This window comes from Mucilaginibacter lappiensis (assembly GCF_900155965.1).
GTDB lineage: Bacteria > Bacteroidota > Bacteroidia > Sphingobacteriales > Sphingobacteriaceae > Mucilaginibacter > Mucilaginibacter lappiensis.
This window is the reverse complement of sequence record NZ_FTMG01000002.1, coordinates 73,893-91,413: the sequence shown is the minus strand read 5'-3', so window position 1 is coordinate 91,413 and position 17,521 is coordinate 73,893. Positions and strand designations below refer to the sequence as shown.

Below are 17,521 nucleotides of genomic sequence, written 5' to 3'. Positions count from 1 at the left end.
TTTAAAAGTGAATAATAGCGTTAATGAGCAGCAGCAGGTAGGCGCCGCCAAATAGCAGGCAAAAAATAACCAAAGCAATGATCTTGGAATTGCGGTTCCAATACTGCGTTTTCCTGCCAAGGTATTCAGCGGCTTTCCTTTGTTTTTCCGCGATAAACATACTGGCTTTAACCAATGCATGATTATCCGCTATACTGCCCGTCTTTCTTCTTTTGAATAATCTCATGGCTGTGTATTTTTGACCTGAACGTCTTTGTTTTCTACCGTCTCCCAACGCTCGATCAGGAACCCATGCGGATTATTGTCGCTGCGGCTCACATTGCGTAAATAGCCTTGGGTGACCAGGCTGCGGGTCGTCGTCGATGTGCTTCTGATTAACTTCTCAGTGGCATAGCAGGTAAAAGCATAGGGATATTGGTTAATATCCAGTTTAATGCTGTCTACGGCAATTTGCTGACTGATATTACCCGAGATCAGGTTGTTGTAATAACCCGCCTCTTTTAAATTATCGTAGGCCGTTTTCGCGCTGCCATCAGCCAGATACAAAGCTTTATTGATGGTCGCCTGTATCTGTTTGTCATCAGGGTCAAGACCAAAAAAGTCATCATGGAATGTTTTGATATGATCGCGGCACTCCACGGGTACATTATCCTTGCGATCGGAAGCTATGGCCTCCAGTGCTTTACCGTTGGCCAACACATAAATGTGATTTTTGAAGTTGTCCGAACTCTGATAACTTTTGAAAATTGCAAAGCAGCTTATAGCAATGCAGGCAAAAATCAGCAGGTAGCTGAACAACTTGATGTGCTTAAAAGCGGTATCTATATTTTTGAATTGTTGAAACATGATTTTGTGATTTCACTGATTAATAATTGATGTTACCGATTATTTTCCGGCCAGTTTATCCTTTTGATAATTACTACCTGTCCCGCGGTATCCATCCATGAAGTCATTTGGTAAATTCAGGATATTGCTCCGGGCTTGTTCAGCACGATCGCCTACCGCTGCCGCAACACCTGGTGCCGCGCCTACGGTCGTGGCCGCTACACTGGTCACTTTGGTTAACAGGCCGTTACCGCCATGTGCGTGTATGACATAGTTGGCAACGCTCGGTACGGAGAAATAACCGACAATTCCGATGCACAAAAACACCAAATATGCTGTATCTGTGGATGAAAAGAAGGTGTCCCCGGCACTTTGTATCTGCGAAATATCCAGCTTGATCATTTGCTGTTGCACCTGCCCGATGATAGCACCGAAAATATTAGCAATAGGCAGCCAAAGAAAAATGTTAATATAACGGGCTAACCACTGCTGTAGGCTATGTTGTAAACCGTCAAAGACGGCGAAGCCAAAAACCAGCGGGCCAAGTATCGCTAAGACGATCAGATAAAAAGTACGTATCGTGTTGATGCAGAGTATCGCTGCGGCATATAACACCTGCAAAATTTCGGACATCCATTGTTTGATACTGTTCTTGAAATTGTAGGCTTGTTTGTCCATCCAGAATTTCACGTCATCACCAATGGACTCAAATGTACCCTCATTCTGATTCTGATCGTCGGGATGAGTGTACTTATACCATTTCTGCCTGTCACCCTGGCCGTCATCACCTATATACATCTGATAGGCGCTGCTGTTCTTGATGGCATCCCGTTTTTGATTAAGCAGTAAGGCAATACTGCTATCGGAGTTTTTGACCATTGCGCCAGTAGCCGATACAATAGGCTGCATGATGCCGTTCATCAAAGAGATTACGACCGGGAACATCATAATCGCCATGCCCAATGCGAAGGGCCGTAAGAGCGGATAAAAGTCCAACGGCTCTGCGTGCGCGATTTGCCGCCACACCCTTGAAGCAATATACCATAGTGCCGCAAACCCGGCGATTCCCCGCGCGGCATCGATCAGGTTGCTGCACATCGGTATCATCTGGTCGTAAACGTTGTTCAGGATCGGCTGCATCCCTTGCAGACTGCTGGTTATATCCTGCGCCTGTAAATTGGTGGCTGCCATGCTGATCAGAAATATTGCTATGCCTGTAAATAGAATTTTGTTTTTCATGGGTACAGTGATTTTAAATTATTGACCTCATTTTGTTCCTTTTGTCGTTGCAGTGCCAGTATGCTTGTCCGGCGGTTAAAGTCCCGCAGGAATGACAACTTATCGCTGCTCGAAGCATAAATTCGGTCGATGGCTGACAGCCTTTCATCATCGCTCATGCGTAATTTGGAAGCGGTAATGACAGTTACCAGATTGTTTACATCATTAAGTGCGGCGTTCGTTAATTGGGCATAAACTTTAGCCAGGTAATCTAATTCATCGGCATTAAAATGTCCGCTGGCCTGAAACCGCTTATAAGCTTTTTTATACTCGGTCAGGATATTGGCCTCGTCGGCTATTATATCGGCCACCCGTGCATATTTGGCCACTTCGGGATTTACCTGTAATAAGGCGTCCAGGAATACGGAGTGCAGGTTGAAATTCCCCTGTGATAAGTCCTTAACCTGTTGGTAGCCCTGGGTAAGCATGCTATAGCCTTGCTGCATGTCCGATAGGATAGCTTTGAACTGTGTTAGTTTTTCAATATCAAGCAATAACTGCTGCATGTCCTGACCGGTAGATATTTGGGCGCAGGTCCGCTGAAAGCTCAAAGTGCAAATCAAACCGCAGATCAGCCCAAACCAGACCTTTTTCAAAAAGCCGGACTTGAAATATTTTTTAGTTGATTCCATACTGTTGTTTTAAAGTATTAATGTCATTGAGTTCCTGTTGTCTTTGCAGTAAAAGCGTTCTCACCTGACTGCAAAAAGAGAGGGTAAAGGTGAACTTGTCTTTCATCCTCTCGTAGATGCCATCCAGTCGTTTGAGCCGTTCGTCATCGGTCATTTGCGCCTGCCCGTTACCAATGACCATTTGCAGTTCCGACAGATCTTTATTGCAGTCATCAAGTACTTTTGATTTAACCACGGCTACATAGGTACGGGTATTGTTATCCAAGGTTGTTAAGCTGTTCAGGTGGTCAAAACGTACCGGAATTTGCGCCGCATATTTCATGATGCTATCTGCTTTGGAATTGCCTTTGATCTCAGCATTGACTGTTTTTAGAGAACTGTAGTAAGCGTTGTGTAGTCCGTACTCGCCCTTAATGTAACCGCCAATACTTCCCAAACCGTTTTGGCTGATAGCGTATCCTTGCTTTACGTATGCGCTGTATTGGGCTAAAGCTGCGATCTGCTGCGTCAGGTATTTGATCTGCGTTTTCTTTTGCGAAAACCATTCTGCGAATGTTTGCGCCTGCGTAAGCTGAAAGCTAAAGGCACAAAGCAAAAAGCAGCAGACCAGCTTATAAAACTTACTCGATTCCATAATACCGTTTTAAGGTTGCTATTTCGTTTTCGTCTTTGGCCCGCTGAATGCTCAATACGTAGTTTTGGTGGTTAAACTCTTTGAGGTCGCTGCAATTGGTGTCTACGCGGTCAGCAGCTTCATTCACTAATTCCAGGCGTTTGGCATCACTCATTTGTGTTTTAAAGGAGTTGATAACGACTAAAATCTCGTCGAGGTTCTTCACACTTTCCTGCATGATGCCGGAGTACACGGATTGCATGTATTTCAATTCGTCGACTGAAAAGTGCTTGTCCTGCTTTAACAGGTTCCAGGCATGATTGTATTGGCTGACCAAAGTGGCTTGTTTCTCGGTTATATCCTTAATACGCTCATAATAAGCGATCACGGATTTGACCTGCCAAAGTTCATTGTAATAGCCGCTGTATAAATCTTTTTGCTTTTGCGACCAGCCAGATATTTCGGTAAGTTTTAATTTGGATAATTGATTTTCCAGTGCCTTTTGCGCGTTTTGCAGCCAGATGGTTTTGTTTTGCATACGCTGTACCTGTAAGTCGATGGCGCGGATGACCCGGCCCACGGTTTCGCCAAGTACTGTTCCGATAATGGCCTGTGCATCCGCGCCTTTCGGAAGAGATACAAAGACGGTTACCGCCGATAAGGGTAGTATGACCATGTACTTTTTCATGATGTTTAATTTTTTAATGGCATGTAAGATCCCTTTGGGAATATTCATAAGCCTCCCTTACGCCCCAAAAGGGGCGTTATTTAATGGTTAATAAATTTTGTTTATTGAGCGCCTACCTGATCTTCAGATAAGATGACTGCTTGATGATCAGCGCGTTCTTGTCAAGGTCAACATGGTAGACCCTGCCGGTGGTCGTTTCGTCTAATTCCTGCTTGGTATCGTCCCATGAAGCATCGAGGTTTTGCACCCTGTGTTTTTTAGGAAGCAACTTACCTTCCCTGATCGCCTGGTAGGTGGTTCTCTGGGTGATCTGATAACTACTACCATCGGCATGTTGAATAATAAGCGTATCATCGGCAACTCCATATTCGCCTTTGGAATGTTGCACATAAGTGCCGGGAATGAAATCCTGTTTCTTCTTGCTTGGGTTTTGGCAGGCGGCCAGTAACAATAGACAAGCTGCCATAATCTTTAATGTTGCTTTCATCGTCTTTAATTTATTCGGTGATAATAATTATCGTTTTGGCCCTCATGAGGTCTTACGACGTTTTGGTTCTCATTTCCATTGCCAGCATAGCAATGCCCTTTTGTATACTGCCGTATTTCGCGGCATATTGGTGTACTTTTACCTTTTCGCTTTCTTCCGTTGTGTAGGCCAAATATTCTTCCAAACTTACCTCTGTCCGGTAAACTTTGGAGAACTGGCCCAACGAGATAAAGACCTCTTTATACTTGCGCCTCGGATCGTTGGATTTATTCATTGATAATATCATTGCCTTTTCTTTATCGGTGAGGCCCAACAATTCCTGTATGGCGTCAAACTTATTCTGATATTTGCTTTGGTCGAGCAGTATCTTGCAATCACTGTTGTTAATGATCGCCTGTTTGACAACCGGGCTGCTGATAATGTCCTCAACCTCCTGAGTTACAACGATGGGTTCCCCATAAAACTTACGCATGGTCTTGTACAAATACCTAATATATTCAGCCATTCCCTCTTTAGCGATGGCTTTCCAACATTCCTCGATTAATACAACCTTTCGGATGCCCGGTAGTTTTCTCATTTTTGAAATGATCATTTCCATGATAATCAAGGTTACTACCGGGAAAAGGATAGGATGATCTTTACAGGCATCAATTTCAAATACAATAAACCTTTCGTGCAGCAAATCGAGGTTCTCGGTGGCGTTTAGTAGGTAGTCAAATTCACCGCCGCGATAATAAGGGTTCAGCACATACAGGAAGTTCGCTACGTCAAAATCTTTCTCTTTGACCTTGCCATCTTCCAGTACTTGCAGGTAATGCTCCATCAGGTATTCATAGAAAGTATTGAAGCAGGGGAAAATGTCCGAATAGGTGGCCAGGTGCTTATAGTAGCCGGTGAGCGCATTGGAAATCGCCACATATTCAGACCTGCGGTACGGTTCATCGTCTTTTTTCCAAAGGGCCAGTAGCAAGGTTTTGATGCTTTCCTTTTTTTCGGTATCGAGTACATCACCATCGGCTAAATGAAAAGGGTTGAATTTGATCGGGTCGCTTTCTGAATAGGTAAAGTAATAACCTCCTGCCAGTTCACATAGGCCGCGGTAGCTGTGGCCAATATCCATGACCACGATGTGGGCACCCTGCTCGTAATAAGACCGAAGCAGATGGTTTGTCCAAAAACTCTTACCGGAGCCTGACGGCCCTAGCGTAAACTTCGATCTGTTGGTTGTCCAGCCCAAGCGCATAGGTTCGTCTGAAATGTCTACTTGAACCGGCTTTCCGGTAAGCCTGTCACCCAAACGGATGCCAAAGGGGCTGACGCTGTCGCGGTAATTGGTTTCGAGATTAAAAAAGCAGGTTGCCTGTTCGACGAAAGTATCAAACGTATCATTCATCGGGAAATCGGCTTCATTACCGGGCATACCTGCAAACCATATCTGTGGCGCGCCATCGGTTTCCTGTTTGGCGGTTGCATCCATTTGGGCCATAGCAGAACTGACCATATTTTTCAGGTCTTTTACTTTCGCCTTATCGTCTGACCAGGCCAATATATTAAAGTGCGCTTTTACAGGCAAACGCTGCTGCCCGATAGCCTCATTTAAAAAATCATTTACCGCATCGCGGCTAATCGCATTCTCACGGGAATAGCCGGATAATGATTGCAAACGTAATTTCTTTGCTTCCAAACGCTTAATAGTTTTTTGACTATCCTCAATGAATACGTATTGATTAAGAATGTGGTTACAATTCAGCAACTGGCCTAATGGAGAAGCAAAGCCGATACTGAACTTTGTCCGGTCGGTGCTGTACTTATCGTAATTGATACGGCTGCCGCAAAGTGCGGGGAGATCTTCTACATCGGCCAAAGTATAAAGCTCACAATGGTTGTTGCCGACCCTGATCTCGTCTTTAATATGTATATCCTGAATAACGGGACGCTTACCGGGTACTGCCAGCATGCAATAGCGTTCGATTGCCCCCGCCTGTTCTGTAGTGCCGGCCAGTTCATCATCGTTTAGACGAATTAAAGTAACAAAGCCGCTATCTTTTAAGATCTGTTCAAACTGGCCCGTACTGTCCAGAAAATCTTTAAAAAGTACCGGATTGATGGTTTGCTGCGGCACGATGCTCTTACGTAATAAGTTACTGTAAGCGGATGAGCCTAATTTTCTATCCTTTGGCTTTTGGGTCAGGTAAATGTAGCAGTGATGCTCCAGGCATTCACGTTCGTTAAAGAAACGTTCGCTGGAACGGGACAAAAAGCTTTTGCCAGCCTTTTCAAAGTCTGCTTTAAAACTGCTTTCGGTAAACCAATCCTGTTTGTGAAAAATGGAACCTTGCGGCAACAAGCGGATGGCCTTGACCCATGCCTGGTGGTAAGCTTCATAATCCCTGTCGGACAGTGTAAAGATTTCCGGGAGGGAAACTTCAAAGCCGATGGTAATATCGCCCTGTGCGGAAAGGATCGTATTGTTTTCGACTTTGGTTAAGGGCAGAATTTTTTCTATTTCTATTCCCATGATTTTAGTGTTTTCGTGTGTTTATTATTTTTTATCGGTACTCAAGAGATCGCTGCGCTTAGTTTTAAGATTTATAAATACCTGTCTTGAGCGGAATGTAAGCTGTTCAGGGAGCTGCTTCTTGGCAAGATGCTTGGCAAGGCCGTGTTCGCCATATTTGTGACTTAGCCGAAAAACGGTGAAAAACAAAGCTGTGCCTAACCCAACGATCAAAGGAAGGATCACCCAAAGGCTTAATCCGCAGATATAAAGAATGGCAAAAGAGATCAGCAGTAAGACGAGGCCGATAGCTAAATAGGCAATGTATTGCGCCTTTAAACCCTTAAAGACAATTGGTTTTGATACCCCTTTATTGATCTGGTAGAGCGACATAGTTTTGATTTTAAAGTCCGAAAAACGATTTAAGTACGGTTGCCACAACAACTAAGAACACACACGAACCGAACCAGGCCGCGGCAACTTTATTGGTATCAGGCTCTCCCGCATTCCATTTGTTAAACACCTTAATTGCACCAATAATGCCGACAACTGCACCGATGGCATACATCAGGTTACACCCGCTGTCGAAGTAGCTTTTGACTTGCGTTGTCGCAGACGAAATACCGGCATTGCCGTCCTGACCAAAACAATAATTGATCGTAAGCAGTGCAAAAGCGAACATTAAAGTTTTTAATAATGCCTGTTGTTTCGGGGTATATGGGATGTGATTTTTCATGGATTTTTAATAAAATGATTTTAAAAAAGGAACACTCAATTTTCAGGGTGACGAAGATCAGGGCCAGAGGCCGCCCAGTTCTTCGTCTGTAATGTCAAATGGCAGGTTTTCGCGGATGTGATCATTGATGGCCTCCTGGTTGGCTGTTCCGCGGACGCCCCGGTATTTGGAACTGACTAAAGCAAAGAGGGATATAAAATCAGCTTTTGTTCCCTGTTCGGTTTCCAGAATGTGGTAAATGCTTTTCAGTTCTTCCAGTACATCAGGGACGATGCTTTGTTCCCTTTCCCTGTCCTGATCCGTAATGTCATTTTTAAAATCTTTTTCCCTTTCCCGTTCGCTGTTTGTTTCGGTTTCAATAGGTGTTTCATCTATGTCCGGTGCAAAGCCGAACATGCTCATGCTTACTTTACTCATACCCTCCGGTAAGGCTGATTTGCCGATCAGGTCATCCGATTCTTCTGCGGGTTCACCCTCAAAATCTTCGGCCCATGCATGTTTAAGTGGTTCCGGCTGATTGTGTTGGCGGAGTTTGCCGTTCAGCAGATCCTGTATCTTTTGCCGATAAAAGATCAGGATAACACCCGCATACCAAATGGCTGTCAGGATCGCGGCAGTGACTAAGAATTGCTGCCAGGTAAAATGTTGTAGTACCATAGTAATTTGCTTTTAATCCCGGCACGTTATTGCGCCGGGATTTTCAAAAGCAAATTTTCAAAGACTGCAAATTTTGGATTGAACCATTGAGGGATATCCCTCAAATAAATGGTAAGCGATTGAATTACAGCAACCTAATACTACGCCTTACCGGCGCTGTTTGCTTGGTTTTTACCTTGTTCCGTCAAACTCGTCCTCTTTGTCCAGTTTTTGAACAACGTTTTCTTTCATTTCATCGAGGTATTTCGTCCTGCTCAACCTTTTTCTCCTGCGCAATTCGGAAAGCCGCTTGGACGGAATACCGATTTTAACGCGGAATTTTTCTTCCAGCCAGCGGAAAATATCCGACAAGGTTGCCGTTCCGTTATTTAACTGTTTCGTATGATAGATACCAATACCAATCTCGGCCAGGTTAATCGTGTCACCTGTCCATTTCATGTCGTCAGGCTCACTATTCAATTGTAATGGATTAGCAGGATTATGCTTCAGATAAAGCATTTTTTCGATGACCCATTCTTTGAGTTTATCAAAGGCCATGAATTTGGAGAACAGGTAATCGCCGCTTGTGGCAAAGCCAGGGTTAACGTCAGGTACTGCCGGGAGTAATACGCTTTGAATTTCCTCCCCACGTATAAAGTATAAGTTATCCAGTTCATCGGCATCAAGTTTATAGTATTGATATAAAAACGCGTACTGCTGAAAGAAACGTTCAATATAATGCAGTTCCTGCGCCAGATAATCGGTCTGTTTGTCGGTATCACCGAAAGGGAAACCAGTTTCAATCGTATAAAGTTCGGTGTAATAGATTTGCCACTGATAAAACGATGGCTTAGTGTACTTAAAGAAATTGACCTGATCGTGTTTGTCTTTAAAAGGATTGGCGGTAACTTCATCTTTTAATTTACTTAGCGCCTGCCTGATGAGTTTAAGTGCGTTGGTCAACCTTTGCAACGGTTCATTGGACTGGAAATAAAGTTGTTCCAAATCCTGCTCTAACTGCCTTAACAGCCGGGAATTTTGTTCCTGTAACATGTAGAAATTTATTTAAGTAAGACCTGCCTTGCCCGTTCACTGGCGACAACTTTTCACTTAGGCAGAAAATGCGTAAATTTTTTCCATAGGTTTCATTTTTAACTGGTTAGTAAAAAAGGAAATCAAAATTAGGGCAGGCAGACCCTATAATAAAATACCAAAAAAGTATATTTCTGCTACTAAAAAAGTGGTAATTTTATAAGAAAAGGGCCAAAAGTAGATTAAAATGCACTTTTTGTAACTTGTAGGCGAGCAAAGAGCGGTTCTTTACTTTCACTTTTTTGAAAGTGTTATAAATGTGTTTTTTTACTGTTTGTTCGGAAATATACAACCTGTCAGCGATCTCGCTGTTACTATACCCTTTCAAGAGTAATTCGATAGTTTGAATTTCCATCTTAGTCAAACGGAAGCGATTGAAGTTTTCCTGAATTATTTCGGGACTTGTGCCCTCCAATGACAGTTTCAGTAAACGCTGGTATTCGTATCGCGCCTTTTTTATTGACTTCCAGATAAAAAGAAAACTAATGGCAATGATACCCGTATTAGTGCACAATGCTTCAGTTAGCTGGTTTTCTTCCACTAAGCCAAAGAATGCCAGGGCCGCCCACGGACTTATAGCTAAATACATCGCGATTTCTTCCAGATATTGGTTGTCATTCCTATCTGTTTCATGTTTCTTCCTAATCGCTTTGAATATGACCCAAAGCAGCACCAGCGCATAAATAAAGGGTACTATCATTCCATATTTTAAATCCGCATCAAAGTTGCCATTGATTGCATATATAATGACGAAGAAGATCACGTACGGAAGCATAAGAAATAATGGAACACCATACAAAGCGTGCCAGCGTAAGGATCTTAACTCACACGCCTTATAAAAATAAAACGGGAAATAAGATGCCATTAAAAACCCGCTTCCATAAGCGATCATTTGCTGTAGGGAAATGGAAATATTGATCTCAGGGTCTGGAAAAAGACCGCCTGTAATATTGTAGAACAGCAATAAGATCAGTAAAATGAGGTATAATAACCTGTTTTTATCTTCGGGCCGGAATAAATAATAAATAAACTGGAAGAACAGCATGACTGATTCCAGTACAATAAAAATAAATGTTACAATGTGGATTTGTGTACCAAAGACGAGCATATATAAGGTTATAAGGTATCAGTATAATATATGCGCTATCTTTTTAAAAAATATAAAGTATGCGTTAAGTCGAGTTGGTCATAGACCTTGAAGCCATAGCGATCATACCAGGGCAAGTTTTTCACTGTTGATGTTTCCAGATATAGCATTAGCTGCTGATCTTGCGAATAGGTAATCACCTCCTGTAAAAGTTTACTGCCGATACCTTTATGCTGCTCGGATGGGTCAACGGCTATAAACCATAAATAGGCCATCGGCTCTTTTGGCTGTTTGGATTTGATTTTACTTTCCCGGTCAAGTGCTTTTCTTATGCCGTCAACTCCAATGGCTTTAAAGATCAATTTGATATCCAATAATATTGCTGATAACGTAGTCTTCTTATGCTGTGGATAAAGTATAAGGGCGCAAGCTTTTCGGTCGTTTGAAAGCCATACCTCACCAAACAAGGAACACATATTAAATGAATAATCTATTAACGCCGCAATGCGTTCGGTTCTTTGCTCATCGTTGCGAACGATATAGTTTACACTTAGGTTATCCTCAAATGCCCGGGTAAGCAATTGAACTACCAATCTTTTGTCAACAATTTCTGCTTTGATCATATCCAATGTGAATAGGTACCGGCACCAATCTGTGTTAGAGTAAGCAAACAAAATGGTACTAGCATTTAGGTAAATAATATTAAATCGAGGATTTAATATTTGATTTAAGTTAATGAGTCTAACGAAATGATATTCTCAAAAGTTGTTTAAGAATGTAATTTTGACATGTAAATTACTTTATAGGAAACTTGAATTGCTTATATTATAATACTTTAGGTGGCTTCCAGGTAAGGTGTAAGAAGACTTTTACAGTTGAAGCTATCACTTTCAAGGCAGCTTTTTTACGCCTATAAATAGTATGATATATCCTGATCATCGGAACGGTCAAGGTTTTGTCGTTCAACTTTAGATTGATCTTCACCCGGTTGCTTTTCCTCCGTTAATTCAACTGCTTCATCACCTTCGTCTTTATGAGCCTCGGTCATTTCCTTTTCTTGTTGCTGTGTGCTGGTGGCTGATGCTTCCTCTTGTTCGTTTTTAGGTTTTCTCGCTTCAATCTTCTCCATTTCCTCCTTTACCAGCAAGAGCATGTCTGTTTTGATCTGCTTGTAATTTTCTTCCACATCTTCAGGTGATACGTAATTGATCAATGGGATGGGTTTATATGTGACTTCTTCCGCAGCTATTGCTTCATGATCGTTTTGTACCTCGCTGTGGAATAATTTCAAGCTAATCCGCTGGTCTGGATTATCAGCTACCATCCCAACAAATTCACCAGATGACAAGGCAGCAATCTTTGAGGCGGGTATCGCATAATCCAGCTGGGTGGCTTTTGAAAAAGAGGTATCGTTGCTATTAATGGTCATGCTGTTTTTATCCTGTACTATTTTACCGAAGTTTTCTGCCAGCTTTTTAGCGGTGTCGCCCGTTACCTGGCCGCTGATGATGTTACCGACTATACCGGTAATCACGTCTGCCTGCTCTGCGCCATAATCTTTTTTAAGCTGGCTCATATCCTGCAAACCGAGTGTTGTCGCGCAGCGATACCCTCTGGCAACTGCAATGTGGGCATCCATGCCATTTACAAAAATCGAAGAAAATTCGTCGAACACTAAACTGCTTTTCAGCATGTTCTTTTTATTGATGAGTTTCAGCAGTCGGTTGACATATAAGGAAAGTACGGCACCATAGGTTTGCGTTTTTTGCGGGTTATTACCCATGCAGACGATTTTAGGTGCTGCTGGGTTGTTAATATCCAGTGTAAAATCATTACCGGACAGAACATAATACAAAGTAGGTGAGGAAAGCCGGGACAGACCGATTTTGGCACTTGCGATCTGACCCTCTAACTGCGCTTTGGCATTGTTATTATAAGCCAAAATAAACGGGTTGATCAACGCCTGTACTTCTTCTTCCTCCTGTAAAATAGCGAACAGCTTTTCATAATCCGTTTGCATCAGCTCGATCACATGGGGCAGCGTACAATATTTACCATCCTCATATTTACGTAAATACCAGATCAGCGCCGTCAAGAAGTTAATCGGGCTTTCGACGAAAAAATCACCCTGTTTGCGTATCCATTCCCGGTTCAGGCCCATCATGATCGTGCGGCTGGCTTCTGCCGCGTCGGTAATATCCAGCATGGCTTCCGGGTCGAGGGGGTTACAGCGGTGCGTGTGGTTTAGGTCGTCAAAGTTGATCACATAAAAAGCTGGTTTAACTTTATAGTTATCTTTATACATCATTAACTTGTTGTAAGCGATCAGCGAGAGGTCGTCAAACTTAAAATCATAAAGGAACATGCAAAAGCCTTTACGGATATGCTGCTCAATAATGTGCCGGATAACGAAATAGGATTTACCTGCGCCGGGTGTGCCAGCGACCAGCAAACCTCTAAACGGGTTAATAATATTGATCCAACTCTTGCGCAACTGTCCTTTCAGGTTATATATCGCGGGAAGATTGATAGAATACTCATTTTCCAGCAAGCGTTCCTCCTGCGGAAAGGTTTCATTATCAGTATTGAAAATATCTTTGTTCAATTTGTCTTTGAGCAAGCGTGATAACCAGGCACCGCCTGTTAACATGAGCAAATAGCCTGTAATCGTTATAGCGATATAGCAGGCCGCAATTATTGTAAGGCTGGCAGGCATATAAAAAAACAATACGCTTAGCCAATAGAGCAGCAACCCGCTTAAAATGTAGGCAACGATACTTTTATATCCAATCTTTTCATCTTTCCGCCCTCTGATGCCCACTAACGATATAGCCAGGCAGAGCAAGGCTGCGAGTTTTGATTTGATCATGCCATTGAATAACCCGGTTTTGGCAATATTGCTTACAATCCGGTCGGTGATGATTGCCGTCCAATGCCAGGTTTCAAAGGCTCGGTAACAACAGATATAAAAATGTATCGCTAAAATAAAAATGCTGATAAGGCGGGTAAAATCAACGATCTTCCTCAATCCCTGGGTATCTTCTCCTGTCTGCATGATCTTTTTAGTTATGAATAATTATTAAAATGATAAGCCCTGATCTTGCTCTGGGCCGTTACGTTTCTTTTTCTTTTTAATTGGAATATGCGGTGCCGCTTCCTGTATAGGTTTGGTCAAAATTTGAACTATAGCCGGAGTAACAAGCCGTATTTGTTGAGTTTCCTGCTGTGGTCTATAAGTCAATGGCGTTCGGTTCCGCCTTTCTGATTGCATGGCAACACGCTGTTCCAAACCGCCTTTCTTTTTTGCATTAGCATAGGCAAAGGTTTCATTCAGGCCGCGGTCGAATTTGAACTGTTCATCGAATAGCCGTTCACCTGATTGTTTGAAAGCGGAACGGTCAAACTGGCCCATCCTGCGCGAATGCTCGGCGTTGAGGCCCTTGGAATTGTTCATCGGACTTAGTTTCATTGTATTGGTCATATCCTTTCGGCTAACGATCACCTGTATGTGCATCTGCTCACCCGGTTTGCGTTCGCCGCGCTTACGCAATCCCTGCTGAATTTCTTTGTCCTTATGGCTGAAATAGCGGTAGTTTTCCAGTTTGCCGAACCAAAGCAGGTCTTTATTACTGTCAATACCTGGACGCTTAAAATTGCGCGCGTATTCATCCATCACTTTAACGGCGTAGTCTTTAAGCTGATCTTTTGCGCCCTCATCACTAAATTGTTCCTTTAACCAGGCGATCTCTTTTTGGCTTGGACTGATATTGATGAGAAAGAATTTAGTGTCTGTTTTGCTGAGCTTGGCAATGTTATTATCAATGGCCTGCATTGGCTGATACGAGGGAATAGCCCGATGGTCCTGATTAAACCATAGTTGCGGTTCATTCTCTTTGTTCATCCGGTTCTCTTTATCCAGATAATGAACTAAGTCGGCGCTGCTGCTCTTATTGTCGGCGGTATCGCTGTCAGTGATATTGATAAACATAATTTAGAGTTTTGTAATATGTTGTACCGCTTCCTGCAGAAGCGTTTCTTTTTCTTTTGATGATGCGTTCAAAGTTGCCTTATGAAAGAAATTTAGAATGTAAATGAATTTCTGCTTCAGGCTCTCTTTAGTATCAGTAAATCCTTTGAGCGTTTGCATCAGCTTTTCAGTTTGTTGCGCCTGAACTTGCTGGCCTGAAAGCAAAGCTTTATTAGCATTTAAGACCTGGCCGTTAAAGCTTTCGATGATCTTTATCTGTGAGACAACCATCCTGTCTAACTCTACCTTTACCGGAATGAGTATCTTTTCTTCCTGAGCCCTTATAAAGCGGATATAGGTATCATGATTTTTTGCTAATGTTCTCTTTAAGACTTCATCATTTATATCGGCAGGATCTTTTTTTGTCCGGTAGAAATATTCGACCATCTGATTAAAAAATTGGAACTTACTTAACCCGAAGCTATTGGCTGCTTTACCTAACTTATCATCAGTTTCCGCAGAGAAGCGGAGCGTTTTATTATAGTTGTCTTTAGTAGGCATTGTATGTTGTACTTATAAGTAGACTTATGGTATATTCTGTGTTTGCAATAGCGCTGAGGCCACAACTTATGCCTGGAGCATAAGTAAAACCCCGTTTGCAGTGCAAACGGCAAGCGAATTGGGCGACTGCCCAATTCCCGCTTGCTCCAATTTTTTTTCAAAAATTGGCCGCTGTTTTGCAGCCTTAAAAGTAGCCCGGCCCTGGAGCCCGTGACCTCTATCCGGCAGCCTGTTCGCCGTCTGCAATAACCGCCGCGTTTGTCCATTTTGGGTTGCCGGCTCCATTCAAGACAACTGTTATAATTAGCTCTGTTTCGAAGGACAGGTACGGAACTGCGGTGTCGCCCGCCATGTAATCTTCCGCTTTGTTCCGATACGCCGTTAGCCGGATCTGCTTACCGTGGCCGGTGGTTAAGTAGCAATCGACTGCGACATGCTTCTTTGACCAGATCATAAAATCAAGGGTTGCCTCATACTCGCCAACAGGAACTACGTCCGGCGACCAGGAGTAATTGCGGGGTTCAAAACCGGCTTCTAAAGCTGGCTTAAAACCAAGAACAGTTTTCTCTTTCATATTTGATTGATTGTGCTAATCTTGCAGTACCATTGTAGGAATGATGGGCTTTACGGTTTTTTCCCCTCCAGCATTTTGATAATATCCTCCTGTTTGTAGTAAAGCAGGCTACCAACCTTTGTATAGGTAATAATGCCACTGCTGCGCAGGGCCTGTAAGGTGCCTGGGGATATGTTCAGCAACTTACGCACTTCGGCGCTTTTCAGCCATTGTCTGGCTGCTTGCTCATTGGCACGTCCGATACCAAGCTTTTTTAGTTCTGCGAACAATTCAGATTTGAATTGCTCCAGGTCGTCTTTGGTGATTAAATCTAATGTTGTCATAACTTTCTTTCTTGCATTTTATGCAGTTCTGCTGCGTTTATGAATACAAATGAAGAAAGGATGCGACTTTTAAGTTGAGGCATTAAGGGATATCCCTAAAATATATTTAAAGGCAGGCGGTGCTTTCTTAGATGCGAAATGTTATTTACTGCCTATCAGTCAGTTATCTAATTTAAAAAACTGCCATAATGCTACAAAAGACAAAATGGTTTATATTTTGATAGATACATAAAGGCAAATGTTGCCTAAAATATAGACTATGGAAAAATGAAATTTCTACTTATATCAGAAGCTACTATCGACATTGAACAATATTTAAAAATGTACATGGGAGATTATATCGAACATGAATCGGATGTGCTAATACGTTATAATATTGAGGACGCAAAAACTGTTATCGTTAGGGAACTAATAGAAAATCAAAAACACTTTGATTTTATTATTGCAGACTTTAGCACTGATCAATTTTATCAGGATTATATGGTTCTGACGCAATGGATAAGAGAATGGCACTATACTTATTCCGATTATAACTTTAAGCTTTCTGCAATACCGATATTTCTAATGAATAATGCAATGGATATGGCCAGGCATTTTTATTCAACCCTTGAAGAACAGATAGAAAATATTTTTGATGGTATTGTCTATAAACCGGATGACCATAAGCGAATCGGAACCTCAAACAACGCATTAGCTAAAGGAATTGATAGGTGGCTTGATAAGCTTAAATCAGATATAGATGATTTAGATTTAGATGCTAATTCAGATTTTACAGATCTGAACATCCGTATTTTCAATGCAAGAGTTTATAAATTAAGAGTTTTAGCTTCTTCATTTATTGAAAATAAAAAACCACTTGACTACCTATGGGTAGGAAATAACCTACAAATAATTGAATCAACAGGTGACAGTTTAATAAAGCTTTTAAAAACGTATAATCAAAACCCATCACTGAGAAATGAAAAGCAAATACACGAGTTTTTAAAGAAATATCACCACTTGCTTAAATCAGAAAATTTCTATAAATCTATTTATGAGCAGCATTTTTATCACCAAAACTCTATGAAATATGAGGAAGTTGATTTTTTGAATATAGCCCACAAATATTCGCTAAATAAGCACGAATTTTTCGAGGTAAAACTGCCTAATCAACGTTTTTTTTCAAAGAAAAATTTAGATGTACTAAAACCAGCTCAAAAATATTTCCACCAAATTGGAACCAAGTATGTCAATTATTTTTCCAACCAAACGAATTTAACTGAAGTTCAGGTAAGGGCTAATACCCACGATGTAACCATTACGAACTTAGATTTTCAATACTCATTGCTAATGGGAAGGGATGAGGATAAACAGCAAAATTTATATGGCCTAAATGCTTTTACATCTACCTTGAAGGGGAATGTCCGCCTTTTGACTTATGATGATCTGCTTAAAAGGCATCACTATTTACATTTAAGAGTGACGAGGTTTGGTATATAATTATTAGATAAGTTATTATGCTTTAAATTTGATAAAAGTGTTTACT

The 17,521-nt window shown here is 41.9% G+C and carries 20 protein-coding genes; 1 reads left to right on the top strand and 19 read right to left on the bottom strand.

Translation table 11 applies throughout. The annotated features are described in order from the left end of the window. Nucleotide 1: 1 nt before the first annotated feature. The 19 genes from BW976_RS04410 to BW976_RS04320 all read right to left on the bottom strand — a co-directional run bounded on the left by BW976_RS04410 (nt 2) and on the right by BW976_RS04320 (nt 15,996). Nucleotides 2-226 carry a hypothetical protein gene (locus BW976_RS04410; protein ID WP_076370850.1) on the bottom strand — a complete coding sequence of 75 codons (225 nt, stop codon included), beginning with the start codon at nt 224-226 and terminating at the stop codon, nt 2-4. Continuing rightward, complete coding sequence (gene traK / locus BW976_RS04405; RefSeq protein ID WP_076370848.1) at nt 223-846, bottom strand: conjugative transposon protein TraK; 624 nt, start codon at nt 844-846, stop codon at nt 223-225. The genes BW976_RS04410 and traK overlap by 4 nt, the downstream gene beginning before the upstream one ends. Before the next feature lie 39 nt (nt 847-885). After that, nucleotides 886-2,064 (bottom strand): conjugative transposon protein TraJ, encoded by a 1,179-nt coding sequence (gene traJ, locus BW976_RS04400; RefSeq protein ID WP_076370846.1) that lies wholly within the window; start codon nt 2,062-2,064, stop codon nt 886-888. Next, nucleotides 2,061-2,735, bottom strand: coding sequence for a hypothetical protein (locus BW976_RS04395; RefSeq protein ID WP_076370844.1), 675 nt, complete (start codon nt 2,733-2,735; stop codon nt 2,061-2,063). The genes traJ and BW976_RS04395 overlap by 4 nt, the downstream gene beginning before the upstream one ends. Then, nucleotides 2,722-3,369 (bottom strand): hypothetical protein, encoded by a 648-nt coding sequence (locus BW976_RS04390; RefSeq protein WP_076370842.1) that lies wholly within the window; start codon nt 3,367-3,369, stop codon nt 2,722-2,724. Before BW976_RS04390 ends, BW976_RS04395 begins: the two co-directional genes overlap by 14 nt. Beyond that, nucleotides 3,356-4,036, bottom strand: coding sequence for a conjugal transfer protein TraI (locus BW976_RS04385; RefSeq protein WP_245834636.1), 681 nt, complete (start codon nt 4,034-4,036; stop codon nt 3,356-3,358). Before BW976_RS04385 ends, BW976_RS04390 begins: the two co-directional genes overlap by 14 nt. A 112-nt stretch (nt 4,037-4,148) precedes the next feature. Continuing rightward, nucleotides 4,149-4,523 (bottom strand): hypothetical protein, encoded by a 375-nt coding sequence (locus BW976_RS04380; RefSeq protein ID WP_076370838.1) that lies wholly within the window; start codon nt 4,521-4,523, stop codon nt 4,149-4,151. A 52-nt stretch (nt 4,524-4,575) separates the two neighbouring features. Further along, entirely contained in the window at nt 4,576-7,041 is a 2,466-nt protein-coding gene (locus BW976_RS04375; RefSeq protein WP_076370836.1) for a TraG family conjugative transposon ATPase, read from the bottom strand. 24 nt (nt 7,042-7,065) lie between these two features. After that, nucleotides 7,066-7,413: a DUF4133 domain-containing protein gene (locus BW976_RS04370; protein WP_076370834.1), complete on the bottom strand. Its 348-nt coding sequence runs from the start codon at nt 7,411-7,413 to the stop codon at nt 7,066-7,068. Between the two features lie 10 nt (nt 7,414-7,423). Further along, the gene (locus tag BW976_RS04365) at nt 7,424-7,756 is read right to left on the bottom strand and encodes a DUF4134 domain-containing protein (protein WP_076370832.1); all 333 of its coding nucleotides are present in this window, start codon (nt 7,754-7,756) and stop codon (nt 7,424-7,426) included. A gap of 57 nt (nt 7,757-7,813) precedes the next feature. Continuing rightward, complete coding sequence (locus BW976_RS04360; protein ID WP_076370830.1) at nt 7,814-8,413, bottom strand: hypothetical protein; 600 nt, start codon at nt 8,411-8,413, stop codon at nt 7,814-7,816. Nucleotides 8,414-8,584: 171 nt separating this feature from the next. Further along, entirely contained in the window at nt 8,585-9,445 is an 861-nt protein-coding gene (locus BW976_RS04355; RefSeq protein WP_076370828.1) for an RteC domain-containing protein, read from the bottom strand. A 196-nt stretch (nt 9,446-9,641) separates the two neighbouring features. Further along, the gene (locus tag BW976_RS04350; RefSeq protein ID WP_076370826.1) at nt 9,642-10,592 is read right to left on the bottom strand and encodes a helix-turn-helix domain-containing protein; all 951 of its coding nucleotides are present in this window, start codon (nt 10,590-10,592) and stop codon (nt 9,642-9,644) included. A gap of 35 nt (nt 10,593-10,627) precedes the next feature. Continuing rightward, nucleotides 10,628-11,194 carry a GNAT family N-acetyltransferase gene (locus BW976_RS04345; protein WP_076370824.1) on the bottom strand — a complete coding sequence of 189 codons (567 nt, stop codon included), beginning with the start codon at nt 11,192-11,194 and terminating at the stop codon, nt 10,628-10,630. A 287-nt stretch (nt 11,195-11,481) separates the two neighbouring features. Continuing rightward, entirely contained in the window at nt 11,482-13,626 is a 2,145-nt protein-coding gene (gene mobC, locus BW976_RS04340) for a conjugal transfer protein MobC (RefSeq protein WP_076370822.1), read from the bottom strand. A gap of 24 nt (nt 13,627-13,650) precedes the next feature. Continuing rightward, nucleotides 13,651-14,559, bottom strand: a complete 909-nt coding sequence (locus BW976_RS04335) for a DUF5712 family protein (RefSeq protein ID WP_076370820.1) — start codon at nt 14,557-14,559, stop codon at nt 13,651-13,653. A gap of 3 nt (nt 14,560-14,562) precedes the next feature. Next, nucleotides 14,563-15,099, bottom strand: a complete 537-nt coding sequence (locus tag BW976_RS04330; RefSeq protein WP_076370818.1) for a BfmA/BtgA family mobilization protein — start codon at nt 15,097-15,099, stop codon at nt 14,563-14,565. A 217-nt stretch (nt 15,100-15,316) separates the two neighbouring features. After that, nucleotides 15,317-15,673, bottom strand: coding sequence for a hypothetical protein (locus BW976_RS04325; protein WP_076370816.1), 357 nt, complete (start codon nt 15,671-15,673; stop codon nt 15,317-15,319). A gap of 50 nt (nt 15,674-15,723) precedes the next feature. Continuing rightward, a complete protein-coding gene (locus tag BW976_RS04320) occupies nt 15,724-15,996 on the bottom strand; it encodes a helix-turn-helix domain-containing protein (RefSeq protein WP_076370814.1) in 273 nt (90 codons plus the stop codon). A 267-nt stretch (nt 15,997-16,263) separates the two neighbouring features. On the opposite strand from BW976_RS04320, the gene BW976_RS04315 reads away from it, so the two are divergent. Then, on the top strand, nt 16,264-17,475 hold the full coding sequence (locus tag BW976_RS04315; protein WP_076370812.1) for a Shedu anti-phage system protein SduA domain-containing protein: 1,212 nt from the start codon (nt 16,264-16,266) through the stop codon (nt 17,473-17,475). Nucleotides 17,476-17,521 lie beyond the last annotated feature (46 nt).